Below are 15914 nucleotides of genomic sequence, written 5' to 3'. Positions count from 1 at the left end.
GAACGGTTCCAGATGGCCGGCGACGAAAGGTTGTTGACAAGACGCAATCGCCGATCATAAAGTTAGTGTAGATTAACATTGAAGGTGCGAAGGAGGCACAACGCATGCGGTTCATCTTCTTCAGCGAGGGAGAGACCCAGCCGGGACACACCCACGCGCACCGCTATCGCGAGCTCATCGACGAAGTGATCCTGGCGGAAAAAGTCGGCTTCGACGCGTTCGGGTGCTCCGAACAACATTTCGCGATCGGCACGGCCTCGACCTCCGCTCCCGAGGTGATCTACCCGTACATGATGGCGCTAACCAGTCGGATCCAGTTCATCCACCTGATCACGCCGCTGCCCAAGAAGATCAATCACGCGCTGCGCGTTGCGGAGCGGCTGGCGACCGAGGATATCCTATCGAACGGCCGCGTCGGGCTCGCCGTCGGCCGCGGCAACACCACCCTCGCACTGCGCGCCTTCGAGGTCGATCCCGAGGAGACCAAGGCGCAGCAGATGGAAGGCATCGAGGTCATCCGCCGGGCTTTGTCGAACGACATCTTCTCTTTCGTCGGCGAGCATTACAAGATTCCGCCGCGCAGCCTGACGCCCAAGCACGTGACGCTGCCCTATCCGCCAATCATGATGGCGACCTCAAGCCCGCAATCGATCACCGCCGCGGCGCACATGGGCATCGGCGCAATGATGGGCGGCGGCTATAGCGGGTTCGCCTCTGTGCAGAGGTCGGCCGAGCTCTATGACAAGGAGCTGGCGAGCGCCGAGCACGTATTCCCCGTGCAGGCGCAGAAGGTGGCGGTGATTTCAGGCGGAATGCACTGCGCCGATACAAACGAGGAGGCGGAGCGGTGGGCGGCCACGCTGGCTCATAGCGTCGCCTTGTCCATCGACGCCTATGAGCGGCTCTCGAAGCTGTCCGCCGATTACGGATCGCTTGGCAAGATCAAGAACATCGACTTCAAGAACGAGCGCTATTTGTTCGACGAGTCCGGGAGCTTCATCGTCGGCGACGTCGAGACCTGCACCAGGCAGGTCCAGCGATTCGTCGACATGGGCATCGATGCGCTCGCCCTGCGCATCGACGGCATGCCGCACAAGGAGCTGATGAAGTCGATCGAGTTGTTCGGCAAGTACGTCATCCCGAGGTTCAAGAACCCTCGGTCGGTCGTGCGCACGTCCGATGCGATTCTTGCCGACATCCGCACCGCCCGCCCCGCCCACTACGCCGAGCGCGAGGCTTTCGAAAACGCCAAGGCGGGCGCCGGGCCTGTCGATGGCGCCGTCCGTCATCCTGCGGCTTCGGCCTGACGCCTACTTGAAGAACTGGAGATTGAAGATGAAAGACAAGCAATATGAAGGCTTGCTCGTAGAGATACGTCCGAGCGGTGTGGCCGTAGTAACCATGAACCGGCCTGAAATCCTCAACGCCATCAATTGGCCTATGCATACCGCGTTGGAGGAGGTGTTCGTAGACCTCGAAAGCGCCCACGCGGTGAAGGCCATAGTGCTCACTGGCGCTGGTCGAGGCTTCTGCTCAGGAGGTGATCAGAACGCGCTTGATACCGGCGGGCATCCTATATCGCCCACGCGCTCGGGTCGACATCTCATCAGGAACATCCTCGAAGTCGAGTCGCCCGTCATCGCTGCCGTGAACGGCGTCGCGGTCGGGTTGGGCGCCACGCTCGCCCTGTTTTGCGACGTTATCTTTGCCCAACCAAGCGCGCGTTTCGCCGATACGCATGTTACGGCCGGTGTCGTCGCTGGAGATGGGGGCGCTGTAATTTGGCCACTTCTCCTGGGTCCGGCACGGGCCAAACACTTCTTGATGACCGGTGACTTCATTTCGGCGGAAGACGCTGCGGCTGCGGGGATGATCAACAAGGTCGTGCCGGAAGGTACCGTTCTTGATCATGCGATCGGGTACGCCGAACTGCTAGCGAGCGGTCCCCGCAACGCAATCGTCTGGACAAAATATAGTGTTAACAAGCTGATCAAGGAGCAGGTGCATCTCAATCTTGACACCGCGATGGCGCTCGAGGCGCTGACCTTCAAGAGTCCCGATCGCAAAGAAGCCGTCGCGGCCTTTCGAGAGAAACGCAAGCGCTTCGCGGAAGCCAAAAAACCGACGTGAGCCCAGCGCGATGAAGCAGTGCCAGGCTCCGATGCATGATGATAGCCCGCCACATCGAGGCTTGACAGGCGTTCCGCGAGAAGCAGTCGCCGCCCTCCCTTGACTCACAGCGAGGGCGGCTTCGCCACCCACCGCAGCAATCAGACACGAGTGACATCCGATGACGGCTCTATCCGCGCGGCACGAAAGCGATGCGGCTGCCGGGCTGTGGACGGCCGACCACGACGGCGTCGTGGTCGCGACGCTCGACAGGCCTCCGGCGAACGCCCTGAACCGTGCGCTGTTGCTCGCTATGACGGCGCTGTTCCGAGATCGTGGCCAGAGCGACCCCGCGCCGATAGTGATCACCGGTGCCGGGGGGCGGTTCTTCTGCGCCGGCGGTGACATCAAGGAAGCCGACGGAGCCGCCGCCGATCCGGTCGAAGTCCGAATGCGGGGTTTCCATAACCTTCTTGTCGCGATTGAGCGATACCCGGCTCCAGTCATTGCCGCCGTCAATGGTGACTGTGTCGGCGGCGGCGTGGAGTACGCGCTATTCGCGGATGTGGTGCTCGCGGTGCCTCTCGCCAGGTTCGGATTTCCCGAGATCAGGCACGGCCTTCTGCCCGCGGATAAGGGAATCCAGCGCCTCATCCGCCTGATCGGAACACGGGGCGCACGTGACTTGCTGCTGAATGGCGAACTCGTTGGCGCCGAACAGGCGGCACGGTGGGGCCTTGTCGACGCGATTGTCGAACCTGGTCGACTGATGGCGGAGGCGCTTGACCGGGCTCGAGAGGCCGGCCGCCGGGCGCCCGTGCTTTATGCGGCGCTCAAGCAGGCCGTGAACGATTACGACGACGCCGTTGATCAACGCCGAGCCGAACTGACGCTCGCCAAGGCCGCCTCCTGGTTCAACGACCCTGTGGCCCGAGGCCTCCGTCAAGGATGGAGACAGGCGCGGGCGTCGTCGCAGCCTTCGGACGAGAGGGCGCCAGCCCCAAACTCCACCCCACACTCAGGCCGGTAGGCCTGCACAAATCGGAGCGATGACCTTGGCCACAAACCCCGTCCCCGCAACCACTGCCCGCGTACGGCAGGTGCCAGTCCTGAGCGGCGTCACCGACATCGGCGTCGCCAACTTCCAGGCCGTCGAGCGAACCTTCGCCCAGATGGTGCAGGAGCGAGCCGAGGTTGAACCCGATGAGGTCGCGTTTTGCCAGTGGGACGGGAAGCGCGCGATCCCGACCACGTGGGCCCAGTACGCATCGACCGTACGAGAGGTTGCGCTCGGGCTGGCAGCCTTCGGTGTAGCACCCGGCGACAGAGTCGCCATCATGGCGCCGGGCCGGGGCGAGTGGGTGATGGCGGCGCTTGGCATTCTGTCGGCCGGAGCGATTCCGGTCGGTGTCTACCCCATGAGTTCCGCTGCCGAAGTGAGGCAGCTCGTTGGACACAGCGAAGCCGTTGCCATGGTTGTTGGCGACGACAATGACGTGGCAAAGGTTGCCTCCGTTGCCACGGAGCTTCCCGCCCTGCGAGCTGTGATCAGCTTCGATGGCTCCCCGTCAGGACTTCCAGGAACGATTGTCGGCAAGACATGGGCGGCACTGCGCGAGACAGGTCGCGCCCACCATGCGACCAACCCGGCGCTTTTTGACGAGCGCCTCGTCGGGGGGCACATCGACCAGCCGGCGGCCTTGTTCTACACGTCCGGCTCCACCGGAGCTCCCAAAGGGGTCATTCATACCCACCGCACCCTGCAGTACTCTGTCCTTGGCTCTGCCGTACTCAACCCGGAGCTGACCACAACCCGCCGAGATTCGCTCAGCTTCTTGGGCCTCTCCCATGTTTCTCCGGCCATGTCCGGCGTCTACGTGCCGATCATGACGCGGGCGGTGGTGACCTTCTGTCGCCTGGACCAGCTTTCGGAGGTCCTCCGCGGCGTACGTCCGACCGGGATTGTCTGGCCGCCGCGGCTGCATGAAAAGTTGCTCAGCGTGGCGCTCGCCGGGATCAAGGGGGCGCCGGCATCTTTCCAGACATCTTACGAGGATGCGATGGCGGTGGCCCGCGAGGTCGCCGCCACGCGCCGTCGCGGCGAATGCGTGCCTGCCGAGTTGCAAACGCGCTACGACGAGATCCAGGAACGGGTATTCCTACCCCTGCGCGCCAAGTTAGGCGTGGATCGGGTCAATATCGCTTGGACCGCGTCGGGAGCGATGACGCCCGAGGTGCATGCCCTGTGGCAGCTGTGGGGCGTGGACCTGCGCGAGATGTACGGTACGACCGAGACCTGCGGCTGGGTCCTCGCGCAGTGGGATCGCGCCTTTCCGCCTCCTGGAACCGTGGGCAAGGCAATGCCCGACCCGCGCTTTGGGATCAAGGTCAGTAGCGAGGGCGAGCTGCTGGTGAAGGGGCCTCTGCTGTTCCGCGGCTATTGGAGCGACGCGGAGGCGACCGCGGACGCGATGGAAGGGGAGTGGTACCGCACCGGCGACCTCGTTGAAATCGACGCATCCGGTGAGGTCAAGCTCATCGGACGGGCCAAGGACATCATCGTCACTAGCGGCGGCAAGACCATCAATCCGCAGCCAACCGAAGTGCGCCTCAAGGCCAGTTCTCTCGTCGAGGAGGCCGTGGTCGTCGGCGACGGTCGCAAATACCTCACCGTCCTCATCTGGCCGACTGAGAGCGGCAGCAAGCTCGATAGGGACGCGCTGCACGAAGGCTTGCGAAGACAGATTGAGGATCTCAACGCCGAGCTTGCGCGCCCCCTTCAACTTAAGGACTTCCGTATCGCGCCACGCGCGCTCTCGCCAGGAGCGGGAGAGCTTACTGCCAAGGGCACGATCCGTCGGGCTGCGGTGCTCACCTCGTTCAGCGCCCTCGTGGACGAGATGTACGACTCAGCTGAGCACAACGAGTTCGCTGACCAAGCGCGGCTCCAAGGTTGAAGGAGCGAGAAGGGATGCGTTCCGAGCAACCGCGTGAACTGCGGATCGAACATCTGACCAGCTCTGAGATCGCCGAGGCGATTGCGGCCGGCGCCCGCACGGCGATCCTTCCGCTGGGCGCGATCGAGCAGCATGGACCCCACCTTCCGCTGTCAATGGACAGCGATCATGCGGACGCGTTGGCGCTCCGCATCGCCCGCAAGCTTGGTGCTGCACTGGTCTTGCCAACGGTCAAGGTTGGGTACTCGCCCCATCACCTCGGCTTCTGCGGCTCGCTTTCGGTGCGCCCCTCTACGCTGGAAGCGATCTGCCTGGACTGCTGCAGCAGCCTGGCTGCGCACGGGTTCGCCCGCGTGGTCCTCTTCTCCGGGCACATCGGCAATTACCCGATCATGCGCGACTTCGAACCGCGGCTGGCCGCAGCGCTCGCTCCGGTGCTTCAGGTCATCGTCTATAGAGACAGTGCCGCGATCCTCGACGCGTGGCGGAAGTCCGCGGAGTCGGTCGCCGGTCTGGGAGGCCACGTTGGTGGCCACGCGGACGTGGCGGAGACCTCGGTGATGCTCGTCCTGCACCCCGAGAGGGTTCGGGCCGACCGGGTGGCGGCGGGGTACCGAGGAACGGTCGACGAGGAGTTCCTGCGTCGGGCATTCGTCGAGGGCATAGACGCGGTCTCCCCCAACGGTGTCCTCGGCGACCCCACCGGGAGTTCGACAGTGATCGGCCACGCCGCGTTGGACGCTGTGACCGATCTCGTCGTCGAGTACGCCACCGCACACGGAGCGCCAGCCGCATGCCATCCATGAGCGAGCAGATGGACAGCAGGATGCTGCGCGAGGCCTTCGGCGCGTTTCCGACGGGCGTGGTCGCCGTAGCGGCGCAAGTTGACGGGAAGCTGATGGGTCTCGCGGCCTCCTCATTTACCTCGGTCTCTCTCGACCCCCCGCTGGTGTCATTCTCTGTCGCGAAAGGCTCGACCACGTGGCCCGACCTGCGCCGAGCCGAACACCTCGGCGTCACCGTGCTCGCTGAAGACCACGGCGCGTTGTGCCGCCAACTCGCCGGTCCGGCCCCGGAACGGTTCACGGGCGTCGCCTTCGAGATCACCGACAGCGGTGCGGTGATGCTCGCCGAGGGGATCGCCCAATATGACTGCAGCGTCCGCGACGAATTTGAGGCGGGCGACCACATCATCGTGCTGCTGAAACTTCATGCCGTCGTCGTTCATAGCCGCAGGCAGCCCCTCATCTTCCACCGTAGCGAGTTCGGAAGGCTCGCGTAGCCGTCATACCGTAATTCGCGTTTAAGCGCCTCGCCCAAACGTCGACCGCGCGGCTTGAGAGAAGCGCCCGCCGCACGGAAGCTCTGCTTCACATCCCGTTGAAACAAACAAGCTGAGGAAAGGAAACTGCGAATGAGGAATAAAGTGCATCTGACCATGGCAACGGCGCTGACCATGGCGCTATCAATCTCTGCGGCCAATGCACAGAAAAAATACGACCCCGGTGCCAGCGACACCGAAATCAAGGTCGGACAGACCATGCCGTTTTCCGGACCAGCGTCGGCCTATTCGTCGATCGGCAAGACCGAGGCCGCCTATTTCAAGATGATCAACGACCAGGGTGGCATCAATGGACGCAAGATCAATCTGATTCAGTATGACGACGCCTACTCTCCGCCAAAAGCTGTGGAGCAGATACGCAAGCTCGTCGAGAGTGATGAGGTGCTACTGACCTTCCAGATCCTCGGCACGCCTTCGAACGCAGCCGTGCAGAAATACCTCAATTCCAGGAAAGTGCCGCAGCTGTTCGCGGCTGCCAGCGCCTCGAGGTTCTCCGATCCGAAGAGCTTTCCCTGGACCATGGCCTACGATCTAAACAACTTCGTCGAAGGGCGCATCTATGGCCAGTACATCCTGAAGGAGTATCCGAGTGCCAAGATCGGCGTGCTCTATCAGAACGACGACTTCGGTAAGGACTATCTGAACGGCGTCAAGGCTGGCCTTGGCGACAACGCTGCGAAGATGATCGTGAGCGAAGCGTCCTATGAGGTTTCTGATCCCACGGTCGACTCGCAGATCCTCAAGATCAAGGACGCTGGCGCCGATTTGTTCTTCAGTGCGACAACGCCGAAGCAGGCCGCGCAGGCGATCAAGAAGATCGCAGAACTGGGCTGGCATCCGCTGCAGATCGTCAGTTCGAAGGCTACCTCGGTCGGCAGCGCCCTGAAACCGGCTGGGCTTGAAAACGCCAAGGGCATCATGAGCGCCAATTACGGTAAGGAGCCGCTCGATCCGCAATGGAAGGACGATCCGGGCGTAAAGCGCTACTTCGCCTTCATGGAGAAGTATTATCCGGACGGAGACAAGAGCTCGAACTTCAATACATATGCCTACGGCGTCGCGCAGCTTCTGACCCAGGTGCTCGAACAGTGCGGTGACGACCTAACGCGCGAGAACGTCATGAAGCAAGCGACCTCGCTCAAGGATTTCACGGGCGACCTCGCGCTGCCCGGGATCAAGATTAACACTTCGCCGACCGACTACCGCCTCCACAGACAGTTGCAGATGATGCGATTCAACGGCGAACGCTGGGAGTTGTTCGGCCCAATTTTTGGGGAAACGAGTCCGGCGGGCTAGTTGCTGAGCTCTGATCCGATCGACGCCTGTCGGCCGTAGACGTTGTCTTCCGCTCCTCCCCTGGCTCGGCGGACTATCGCTGAGCCCTTTTTCTTAAACGGATGGCGCATACGATAGCTTATCGTACCGTCAAGCCTCTCTTGTCTCTCACCGGCGGATGACCTTCTTCAGTATCTCCGCGCAAGCATTCGGAACTCTTGTTGGCCTAACGGGAATATGTCTCTCTGGAAATTTCTCCGACGGTCTCGATCGCGGCATCGGCTATTCGCCGACCTTTCGCGGTCAGGTCGATTTCCCGTCGTCGCGGATCCAGTGGCTCTTTGTAACTCGTGATCAGGCCGGAGGTTTTTAGACGTGGGATGACACCGCTAATCGTGGCGGAATCATAGTGGATCGAGCGTCAAGGTGATACTGCGCGCAAAGGTCCGACCTCGCGCAACTTCGCAAGGGTCGAGGAACTGCGGAACGTCAGCCCGGTTTGCGTCGGTCCCAATGGACTCACGTCGTGGCGGATTTGGCTATGCCATGAAGCACTGTTGCAGAAGCCAAGTCAATCGGCCGACCGACCTTAGCGCGCGCCCGGTATCCGCGAATCGGTCCAGCCGGCTGTTGCAAACTGGGATGCTGACGATGCTCGTAAAGGCATAGCGCGCATTCGGCCCGATAAACCGGGCTTAGAAACAAAGGAGATGTATCTTTGCAATCACCCGTTCTCGTCGTCGTTGGAAGCGTAAGGCCTCGACGCATTGCGCCGCAGGTTGCGGCTTGGATCGCCACGCTCGGGCGGCACGCGACGTCCTTATCATTCGAACTGGTCGACCTGTCGGACTGGCCGCTGCCGATGGATGACGAATCCGCAATGCCGAACACGGGTCAGTATGAGCACGAGCGTACACGTGCATGGAGCCACAAGGTCGCCGCCGCGCCAGCGTTTGCGTTCGTGACGCCTCAATATAATGGCGGCTATCCAGCGCCGCTCAAGAATGCGATCGACCACCTCTATAAGGAGTGGGCCGGAAAGCCGGCGATGATCGTTTGCTACGGTGGCCACGGAGGTGGCAAATGCGCCGAACAACTCGTGCAGGTCTGCCAATACGTCAAAATGAAGCCGGTCGCCAGTCGGCCGGCGCTCATGCTGCCCACGAACTCATCGTAGCCAATGCGGGCCAGATCGATCCGGCCGCCATATTCGCCAGCCAACTCGCCGAGGTCGAACAAGCGTTCGCGCAATTGAAAGACGCCTTGGCGGACGATCACGGCGCTTGAGGCATAGGCGCACACGTGAAGATCGCGCGGTCCATGAACTGAGCGCACACAGCAGCCGCTAGGGCCGAGCGATGGATATTGATCGTCGCATCTGCGAAGTATGCACCCAAATGGCCGGTGACTGACAACTCCGCAGATCACCTTCAAAAGGATAGACGCTGCGCCCCTACTGGTCTTCAAAAGGCGTATCAAATGGCTTCGACCCAGAGCAAGGCCAACTCGATTATCCGCAAGACAATGGCTTGGCGCTTCCGATGGTTTGGCAAGCGACGACGGGCGTGCGGAGGCGTCACCGCTGCCGGGCTGGGGCGCGGGGAAAATAGCGCGCCGGCGTTGTTCCGAATGTGCGCCGGAACAACGCGATGAATGCACTTACCGTTTCATAGCCGAGATCGAGGGCGATGGTGGTCACCGGAATTTCGTCGGCGAGCATTTCCAGCGCTGGCATCAGACGTACGCGCTGCCGCCACTCAGTGAAGCTGAACCCGGTTTCGATGGGAAATCGTCCCGTCAGCGTCCGCACCGGGCTTCCGGTGAGGATGGCCCAGTCGTCTAGGCGTCGCTTATCGGCAGGATCGTCTGCAAGCGCGCACGCAACCCGAAGCAGTCGTGGATCGGTTGGCATGGGCAAACCGAATTGCTCGCGCGGCAGCGATCGGATTTCGTCACGGATTACCTCGGTGAGATGAGTTCTGGCCAAGCCTTGGTCGCTATCTGACCAGGTTGCCGCGCGTGCCACGCATTCGCGCAGCAAGCTCGACATTTGCATCGTTCTGGGTGCCGCCGGTAAGTCCACGCAGCAGTCCTCAGCGACATAGACGCTCCACCCGACGAAAGGTCCATGGGAGCACAGCGCATGAGAATGATGCGGTGGTATCCATACGCAATGAATCGCCGGTACAACCCAATGGCCCGAGTCCATGCCGACGGTCACGAGCCCATGCGTTGCCCCGAGAAGTTGGCCGCGCGCATGTTGATGCGCGGGAGTAACCCGCGGTTCGCCACCGTTTGCCAAGACGGCGATCAGCGGAGGCCCGCGTCCGTATCGGCGCGGCTAGGTTCGATCAGTGGCTTCGACATGGCCTCAACTGCGTATTGTATGACCTAGATCGCGCAGCAACGCCAGCGTCGCATGCTATTCTCGGGTTGTGATCGAAGGAGAAATACGATGCGCGCAAAAGAAATGATGCCGGACGACGTCAACCAGGCTGTGATCAATGGAGTTAACGTTCGCAAAGGTTCTGTGGGTGCGTTTCTCGCCAATGCCCGGATGCTGGCTGCGCCCGAAACCAGCGTTGAGGATCGGCAAACGGCAGAGCGCGATGTGATCGAGGCGCTTCCGGCTTTGCGGGCCTTGGGGCTGTTCGATGTACTCGATATACACGACGCACACCTTCGCGCCTTTGTCGAAGCGCACTCCGGGCCGCGCTAAGGGGCTAGAAGTTTGGCTTTTGGATGCCACCGACGAGGGGGGCCCCCCTCCACCTCGCGATAGTGTCGCCGTCGCACAGTCGAGCGCTAGCGCGGCGGCCTACTCGCAGCCGAGACAGATTAGCGAACGCAACCGTCGAGCAACTCCCAGTTCGAGCCGGCCGGCTTGCCGCAACGAGCCGCGCCACCCGCTCATTTTATTACCCGCGATCAAGGATTCTGGTATTCCAGTTGTATGGATCAATACGTAGACCTTGCCGCCCAAGCCGAGAAAACGATCCGCGATGGCATCATTCGAGGCGATTTCGAATTCGGCGAGAAATTGTCGGATCGCGCGCTCGCTGCTTCTCTAGGGATCAGCAGAACGCCCGTGCGCGAGGCTCTCGCCAGTCTCGCCCGGGACGGGCTCGTCGTGATCCGTCCTCAGAGCGGCACCTTCGTCATGGTCCTGGACGAAGCGTCGGTGCGGATGTTGTGCGAGATGCGTACCGTCTTGGAGCTGGGCGCTTTTCGTCTTCTGGCGGATCACCCCGAAAAGCTGGCGGCCGCCGTGTCCAAGCAGATCGCCGCCGGCGCGCTCGCAGTCGAAGCACAGGACGTCGAGACCGCCGAACGGATGGATTCCGAATTTCATCAGGCACTGGTTCACGCCGCGGAAAACCCACTCTTGACTGACGCCTATCGGGTCATCACTCACAAACTCAACGCGATCCGCTACCGGCTTCCGGCCGATCTCGAAAGGATCGGTCGGGCAGTCGAACAGCATCGACGGATCGTGGACCTGACCGTCACGGGCCGCATCGAAGAGGCAAACGTAGAACTCGTCTCGCATCTGAAGATCGTCCAGGGGCTTGCTTTGCAGATCGTCGGCAGCGAACCGACTGAAGCCACTGCGGGCCGACGGCCGAAGAGAGCCATCCGAAAGAAATAGCTTTCGCCAACTGGAATTCCAGTTGACATAATATCGCCGATATTCCCTTAACTGGAATTCCAGTTTTGGAGGGTAGACGGCGGGGTTGAAACTAAGACGCGGGTACTCATCATTGGCGCAGGCCCGGCCGGCTACAGCGCGGCAATCTACGCGGCGCGGGCCAATTTGAAGCCGATTCTGGTCACGGGAATCCAGCCTGGTGGTCGGCTCACAACCACCACCGACGTCGAAAACTTCCCTGGGTTTGCTCAGGCGGTCCAAGGCCCTGAGCTGATGGAGCAGATGCGGCGGCAGGCCGAGCACGTCGGCACGAGCATCGTCTTCGACACGATCATGTCGGTCGATCTCTCGCAGGATCCCATCGTTGCCCAAGGCGACTCCGGCGACACCTACCTGGGAGACGCGCTGATCATCGCCACCGGACGGGCGAAATGGCTCGGCAGTCCCGGCGAGGCAGATTATTCGGGATACGGCATCTCGGCTTGCGCGGTTTGCGATGGCTTCTTTTACCGCGGGAAGGAGGTCGTCGTCATCGGCGGCGGCAACACCGCGGTCGAGGAAGCTCTTTACCTCACGAACCATGCGTCCAAGGTCACGCTGATACATAGGCGGGACAAGCTCCGCGCAGAGCAGATCCTGCAGGATCGCTTCTTTGCCCATCCGAAAATCGAAGTTCTCTGGAACACTGAGGTCGTGGCGTTTCTAGGTGAGGGGCGAGCCTTCGCGTCGTCTCACGGGACTACGGTTGCTGGACCGGACCACGGGAGTGGAGACGTCCGTCTCCGTCGGAGGCGCATTCGTCGCGATCGGCCACGACCCGGCCACCGCGCTCTTCCGAGGCCAGCTCGACATGACGGATGCCGGTTACATCAAGATCGCGCCGTGGTCGACGGCGACCTCGCGAAAGAATGTTTGGTCGGCCGGTGACGTGAGCGACGACCGCTACAAGCAGGCTGTGGTCGCCGCTGGGATGGGCTGTATGGCCGCGCTTGAGGCGGAAAAATACCTGGCGGAGCGGACAGCGTCGCAGCCAACGGCCGAGAAAGCAAGAAAGGCAAGGGAATCCGCAACTAAGTTCAAACTACAATCGATCTGGAATTCCAGTTTGACGGCATAGCCGGAATTCCAGCTTCTCTGGATAAAGCGAACGTTGTGGGAGGTTCTTCCGATGTCGATGTTGCTCCGCAAATTCTCGAATAATCTCACGGCGCAGGTTGTGCTGGCGCTCCTGCTGGGCGCAACGGTGGGTGCGCTTTGGCCGGGCATCGGCGCCTCGATGCAGATGTTGAGTGATATCTTCATCAAGCTCATCAAGATGGTCATCCCGCCGATCGCCTTCCTGACGATCGTCATCGGCATCGCCGAGGTCCGCGACCTGCGCCGCTTGGGCCGCGTCGGGGGGCAGGCGCTGATCTATTTCGAGGTCGCCTCTACGATCGCCCTGATCGTGGGCCTGATCGTCATGAATGTGTTGAAGCCGGGCGCTAGCTTCGACAGGGCCGCGGTCGGCAGCCAGGCGATCGACATCTCGAAATACAAGGCAGCGCCGGTTGGATCGTAGTTCTTCGATTTCCTGTCTGGCATCGTGCCCGATAACGCGATCGCGGCGTTCGCAAAGGGCGACCTGCTCCAGATCGTCTTCTTTGGCGTACTGTTCGGCTGCGCCGCAGTGCTGGTCGGCGAACGCGTCAGGCCGTTTGTTCTGCTAGCTCAATCGGCGAACGACATCCTGTTCAAGATCGTGGGGATGATCATGCGTCTTGCGCCGGTCGGTGCGTTCGGCGCGATGGCCTTCACCGTTGGCCGCTATGGCATCGGATCGATTCTCGTGCTGGGCCATATGCTTATCGCCGTCTACGCGACGTGCATCGTTTCCAGCATCTTCCGATCCGGCAGGGTGAGCTGTTCCGTCCGCGCATCGGCCTTGCCCGCCAGTCCGACGGCCAAGGCGCTATCGACACGACCCAAACTGCTGCTGCTGGACGAGGTGATGGCGGGCCTACGGCCCACCGAAGCCGCCGGCGTTGTCCGCGTGCTGCAGCGGCTTGCCGAAGCCGGACTGACGATCCTCGTCGTCGAGCATGTCATGCGGATCGTGATGGAGGTCGCCTCGCATGTCGTCGTGCTTCATCATGGCGTCAAGATCGCGGAAGGGTGCCCCGGCGACGTGGTCGCGGATCCGCGGGTCCTTGAGAGCTATTTGGGGACCGGCTTCCATGCGTGACGAGGCGCTGCTGTCGATCGACGGGCTTTGTGTTGCCTATGATGGATCGAATGCCCTGAACGGCGTTTCCTTGCGGATCCACAAGGGCGAGCTGATCTGTGTCGTCGGGGCGAACGGCGCCGGAAAGACCTCGCTGATCAGGTCGATCTCGGGCATCGTTTCATCTTCGGCTGGCGTCGTGAAGATGAACGGCGTCGATATCACCGGGATGCCGCCATGGGATGTCTGCGAACGCGGAATTGCGCAGGTCGCCGAAGGCCGCCAGATTTTTGGAAGCCTCTCGGTCGAGGACAACCTGCTGCTGGGCGGATCACTCAAGCGGGCGAGGGCCAGTCGGTTCGAAACGCTCGCATTCGTCTACGAATTGTTCGAGAGGCTTCGCGAGCGCCGGCGGCAGTTGGCGGGGACCTTGTCCGGCGGCGAGCAGCAGATGCTGGCGATCGGGCGCGCCATCATGGCGAAGCCTGAAATCGTCATGTTCGACGAACCGTCGATTGGACTGTCGCCCGCCCTGACGGAGGTGATGTTCAGCGTGGTGAAGTCTCTGCACGCGCAGGGAATCACGGTGTTGCTGGTCGAGCAGAACGTCGCGAAATCGCTCGCCCTGAGCAATCGCGGCTACGTCCTGGAAAACGGATCGATCGTCCTGCACGGATCGAGCGACGAACTGCTGAGCAATTCAGAGGTTCAGCGGGCCTATCTCGGAATGTAGCCGACGAGTGTAAGATCATGGAGAGCAACAGCGCCCTCATTATCGAACGCGACGGCGACATCGTCACAATGACGATGAACAGGCCGCCGGCAAATGCGTTGAATAACGCGCTGGTCGGCCGCTTGCTGGACGCCATTCGCGCACTGTCCGCGGAGGCATCGCCGCCAGGCATCGTTTTGACAGGCAGAGCTGATCGCTTCTTCAGCGCGGGTGGCGACATCAAGGAGGTGGCGGGCATCGAGATATCGAGCCCCGCATGCGAACTTTCCACGCGCTGCTGTGCGGGATGGAGCGATATCCGGCTCCGTTCGTGTGTGCCGTTCGCGGGTATGCGGTCGGCGGTGCGCTGGAATTTCTCCTGTTTGCCGATTACGTCGTCGCCAATCGCGAATGCATGGTCGGGTTTCCGGAAATCAATCATGGCCTCTTGCCCGCAGCCAAGGGAATGCGGCAGGCGGCCCGGAAACTGGGACTTCGGGAAGCTCAGGCACTGCTTTACCGGGGCGAGTTGGTTGGCGCAAAGAAGGCGCTCGAGATCGGAGCGATCAACGAAATCGCAGCCACCACGCACGTGACAAGTCGCGCCGTGGAGGTCTGCGGGGCTCTGCGTGCAAAGGAACCAAAGCTATTTGCCGCGATCAAGCGCTCGTTGAACTTGACGGGACAGATGGATGACGCTTCGCTAGAGGCGATGACGATTGACGATCTCGGCGCCTATCTGTCCGAGGACAGTTCGGCAGATGCGCGCGCCCGCTTTCTCTCGAAGAGCTCAAGGAAGGTATGAATGACATCCCTCGCGCCGCCTGACCATCTCCACCTTGAGCTCATGAGCTTCGAGGACGTATCGGATGCCGTGGCGAGGGGGAACTCGACGGTCCTGATACCATGCGGCGCTGTCGAGCAGCATGGGCCGCATCTTCCGCTTTGCATGGATGCCGAGCACGCGGATGCGCTTGCCGTCAACGTGGCGCAGTGCCTCGGCGGGGCGCTGATAGCGCCGACGATCAGGGTTGGCTGTTCGGCCCACCATCTTGTCTTTCCCGGCACGATCTCGCTTCGGCCAGAAACGTTCGAAGCGATCTGTCTGGATTACTGCACAAGCCTGGCACTACATGGCTTCACGCGGATCCTGTTGTTCTCCGGGCATATCGGAAATTTTCCTGTCTTGCGAGACATGCTCCCCCGGCTGAGGCGCGCGGTTCCGCAAGACGTCGAGGTCGACGCATTCTGTGACTCGATTGCCTGGATCGACCGATGGCGAAGCGCCGTCAAGGAGGCTGCGGGTGACCCGAACGCGGTCGGAGGTCATGCCGACATCGCGGAGACGTCGCTCATGATGTTGCTTCGCCCGGATAGCGTGCGGCTCCATCGTTTCGAAGTAGGGCACCTCGGAGCGCTGTCCGAAGCGCAGCTTCAGGCCATGTGGAAGAACGGGATCAAGTCGGTCACGGACAACGGCATCATTGGCGACCCGCACGGTTCGTCAGCCGAAATTGGCGCGCGGTGCCTCGAGGCGATCTCGGATCTGCTGGCCACCTCGTTCCGCAAGTGAAGCGACGCTGCTTCCGCGCTGCTGGGCAGGGGACGTTGCAAGCGCGGGCTCTCGTCGAGGGCAGGAAGGTGATCCGCCTGCCGACAGCATAAAA

14 protein-coding genes and 3 pseudogenes are annotated in these 15914 nt (G+C 61.7%); 16 read left to right on the top strand and 1 reads right to left on the bottom strand.

Going from position 1 to position 15914, the window contains the following annotated elements; genetic code table 11:
* Positions 1–104 precede the first annotated feature (104 nt).
* The 8 genes from ACVISU_RS17115 (at position 105) to ACVISU_RS17080 (ending at position 8860) form a co-directional block, all read left to right on the top strand.
* Positions 105–1307 (top strand): LLM class flavin-dependent oxidoreductase, encoded by a 1203-nt coding sequence (locus tag ACVISU_RS17115; protein ID WP_456707688.1) that lies wholly within the window; start codon positions 105–107, stop codon positions 1305–1307.
* Positions 1308–1335: 28 nt separating this feature from the next.
* Positions 1336–2130 (top strand): enoyl-CoA hydratase/isomerase family protein, encoded by a 795-nt coding sequence (locus tag ACVISU_RS17110; protein ID WP_456707687.1) that lies wholly within the window; start codon positions 1336–1338, stop codon positions 2128–2130.
* A gap of 160 nt (positions 2131–2290) precedes the next feature.
* The gene (locus ACVISU_RS17105) at positions 2291–3139 is read left to right on the top strand and encodes an enoyl-CoA hydratase/isomerase family protein (protein ID WP_456707686.1); all 849 of its coding nucleotides are present in this window, start codon (positions 2291–2293) and stop codon (positions 3137–3139) included.
* A 19-nt stretch (positions 3140–3158) separates the two neighbouring features.
* Complete coding sequence (locus ACVISU_RS17100; RefSeq protein WP_456707685.1) at positions 3159–5066, top strand: AMP-dependent synthetase/ligase; 1908 nt, start codon at positions 3159–3161, stop codon at positions 5064–5066.
* A gap of 14 nt (positions 5067–5080) precedes the next feature.
* Entirely contained in the window at positions 5081–5872 is a 792-nt protein-coding gene (locus ACVISU_RS17095) for a creatininase family protein (protein ID WP_456707684.1), read from the top strand.
* A complete protein-coding gene (locus ACVISU_RS17090) occupies positions 5869–6348 on the top strand; it encodes a flavin reductase family protein (RefSeq protein WP_456707683.1) in 480 nt (159 codons plus the stop codon). The genes ACVISU_RS17095 and ACVISU_RS17090 overlap by 4 nt, the downstream gene beginning before the upstream one ends.
* A gap of 132 nt (positions 6349–6480) precedes the next feature.
* Entirely contained in the window at positions 6481–7704 is a 1224-nt protein-coding gene (locus tag ACVISU_RS17085) for an ABC transporter substrate-binding protein (protein ID WP_456707682.1), read from the top strand.
* 697 nt (positions 7705–8401) lie between these two features.
* A complete protein-coding gene (locus ACVISU_RS17080) occupies positions 8402–8860 on the top strand; it encodes an NADPH-dependent FMN reductase (RefSeq protein ID WP_456707681.1) in 459 nt (152 codons plus the stop codon).
* A gap of 399 nt (positions 8861–9259) precedes the next feature.
* Here the strand turns inward: ACVISU_RS17080 and ACVISU_RS17075 are convergent, their stop codons facing one another.
* Positions 9260–9733: a helix-turn-helix domain-containing protein gene (locus tag ACVISU_RS17075; RefSeq protein WP_456707680.1), complete on the bottom strand. Its 474-nt coding sequence runs from the start codon at positions 9731–9733 to the stop codon at positions 9260–9262.
* A gap of 405 nt (positions 9734–10138) precedes the next feature.
* On the opposite strand from ACVISU_RS17075, the gene ACVISU_RS17070 reads away from it, so the two are divergent.
* The 8 genes and pseudogenes from ACVISU_RS17070 to ACVISU_RS17035 all read left to right on the top strand — a co-directional run bounded on the left by ACVISU_RS17070 (position 10139) and on the right by ACVISU_RS17035 (position 15820).
* On the top strand, positions 10139–10402 hold the full coding sequence (locus tag ACVISU_RS17070; RefSeq protein ID WP_456707679.1) for a hypothetical protein: 264 nt from the start codon (positions 10139–10141) through the stop codon (positions 10400–10402).
* Between the two features lie 165 nt (positions 10403–10567).
* Complete coding sequence (locus tag ACVISU_RS17065) at positions 10568–11332, top strand: GntR family transcriptional regulator (RefSeq protein WP_456707678.1); 765 nt, start codon at positions 10568–10570, stop codon at positions 11330–11332.
* A 51-nt stretch (positions 11333–11383) separates the two neighbouring features.
* A pseudogene (gene trxB / locus ACVISU_RS17060) lies at positions 11384–12449 on the top strand (thioredoxin-disulfide reductase).
* 51 nt (positions 12450–12500) lie between these two features.
* A pseudogene (locus tag ACVISU_RS17055) lies at positions 12501–13154 on the top strand (cation:dicarboxylate symporter family transporter); the annotation flags it as partial.
* Between the two features lie 18 nt (positions 13155–13172).
* Positions 13173–13556 carry an ABC transporter ATP-binding protein C-terminal domain-containing protein gene (locus ACVISU_RS17050; protein ID WP_456710839.1) on the top strand — a complete coding sequence of 128 codons (384 nt, stop codon included), beginning with the start codon at positions 13173–13175 and terminating at the stop codon, positions 13554–13556.
* Positions 13557–13650: 94 nt separating this feature from the next.
* A complete protein-coding gene (locus ACVISU_RS17045; protein WP_456710838.1) occupies positions 13651–14268 on the top strand; it encodes an ABC transporter ATP-binding protein in 618 nt (205 codons plus the stop codon).
* 17 nt (positions 14269–14285) lie between these two features.
* Positions 14286–15052: pseudogene (locus ACVISU_RS17040) on the top strand (enoyl-CoA hydratase/isomerase family protein).
* On the top strand, positions 15053–15820 hold the full coding sequence (locus ACVISU_RS17035) for a creatininase family protein (protein WP_456707677.1): 768 nt from the start codon (positions 15053–15055) through the stop codon (positions 15818–15820). It abuts the pseudogene before it with no gap.
* Positions 15821–15914: the final 94 nt, after the last annotated feature.

It is taken from the genome of Bradyrhizobium sp. USDA 4452, assembly GCF_054063575.1.
The sequence above is the reverse complement of the archived record's forward strand: the minus strand, read 5'-3'. Positions and strand labels throughout refer to the sequence as shown.